Source organism: Bartonella sp. OC16QHHD (assembly GCF_042194035.1).
In the GTDB taxonomy this organism is placed as follows: domain Bacteria; phylum Pseudomonadota; class Alphaproteobacteria; order Rhizobiales; family Rhizobiaceae; genus Bartonella.
Window position 1 is genome coordinate 1 of the sequence record NZ_JBHIMJ010000067.1, and the last position, 1,220, is coordinate 1,220.

Sequence of the window (1,220 nt, forward strand, 5' to 3'; positions counted from 1 at the left end):
AGATTCAGAGGAAGGATATACCAAATCCGCTATCAGCAATGGCACCATTGTCATTACTGATGAAGCAGGGCAGAAGGCATTGACAGGGCAAGATGTTGAGCAAGCCATAGCCTCCCTTAATCGTGATACTGCCACCGCCCATAAGGGTGTACAACAGCTCGATGTAGGCAAGCTGGAACAAATCGTCCATGAAAACCGCGAAATGGCAACGCAATTGTTGGAAGAAGGATTTAAATACAGCGATGACTCCTATAAAACCATGTTTATCAAAGAGCACCCCATCGCCGTTGTCGACCGTGATGAAAAGGGCAATATAATCTATAAAAAAGATGAAAATGGACAGTATATCAAAGACGCTCGTGGACAACCAATACCTCACGCACATTATTTAACGGATGAAGAAAAGCAGCATTTACAAGAGGGTGCTGATGGCAAGGTGCATGTGTCCTTTAATGGCATCTTTACTCCACCAGAGGAAGCCGCTGTTTATGCGGTTCAACATGCGGAGNGACTTGATGTATAGCTATGGTCTTACAGGATTAGAACTTTATGGACATAGTCGCGGGACAATGACATTGGGAAATATGCTGAATTCTTTCAAACAAGAAGGTGTTCACGGTATAGCCGACAACACGAATATCAATTTCTATGGACCAGCCTTTAATGTTTTAGTTGCATCCGGTCTGTTAGGTTATGTGAGTGATGGCAAACAAACCACTGTTGGCTTTGATGGGCATAGATATGACTTTGTAAGCAGAATTATTGGCGGCAATGGCTATACTTATGAGACAATACCTGCTGGTAGTAACGTTTTGACAGAATGGTGGAGAGTGGTCATGAATCCCATAAGTCCCCATACTTGTCTTGGAGATGCGAGTCCAAAATGTCGCTATAATTATGGCTCATCTCATCGTGAACAATTTCCTTTAAGTAAATCATGGAGTAAAAAATGAAACAAACTCTAAAATTATTAAGTGCTGTAACTTTGTTAGGTATTGCAGGATGTCAGTTTAATAAAACTCCTGGGGGGTATTTGAGCGCGTGGGAGAAAAATGGTGTTACTGATTTTACTGAAATAGGAAAAGCCTTATTAGAATGTGGTATGCCAGCTCCTTATGATGTATTTCCAGAAAACAGAAATTTAAGCAACAATGCAATAGCAACGATTCATGCTTGTATGGTTCAATCAGGTTTCCGCTATAAAGATGAAAGGGGGGGGG

The 1,220-nt window shown here is 41.6% G+C and carries 1 protein-coding gene and 1 pseudogene; both read left to right on the top strand.

Features of this window, described 5'->3' with window-relative positions; genetic code table 11:
• The first annotated feature begins 515 nt into the window (after positions 1–515).
• Positions 516–953 carry a hypothetical protein gene (locus tag ACFIK1_RS06915; RefSeq protein ID WP_375662423.1) on the top strand — a complete coding sequence of 146 codons (438 nt, stop codon included), beginning with the start codon at positions 516–518 and terminating at the stop codon, positions 951–953.
• A pseudogene (locus ACFIK1_RS06920) lies at positions 950–1,220 on the top strand (hypothetical protein); the annotation flags it as partial. The gene ACFIK1_RS06915 and the pseudogene ACFIK1_RS06920, both read left to right, overlap by 4 nt.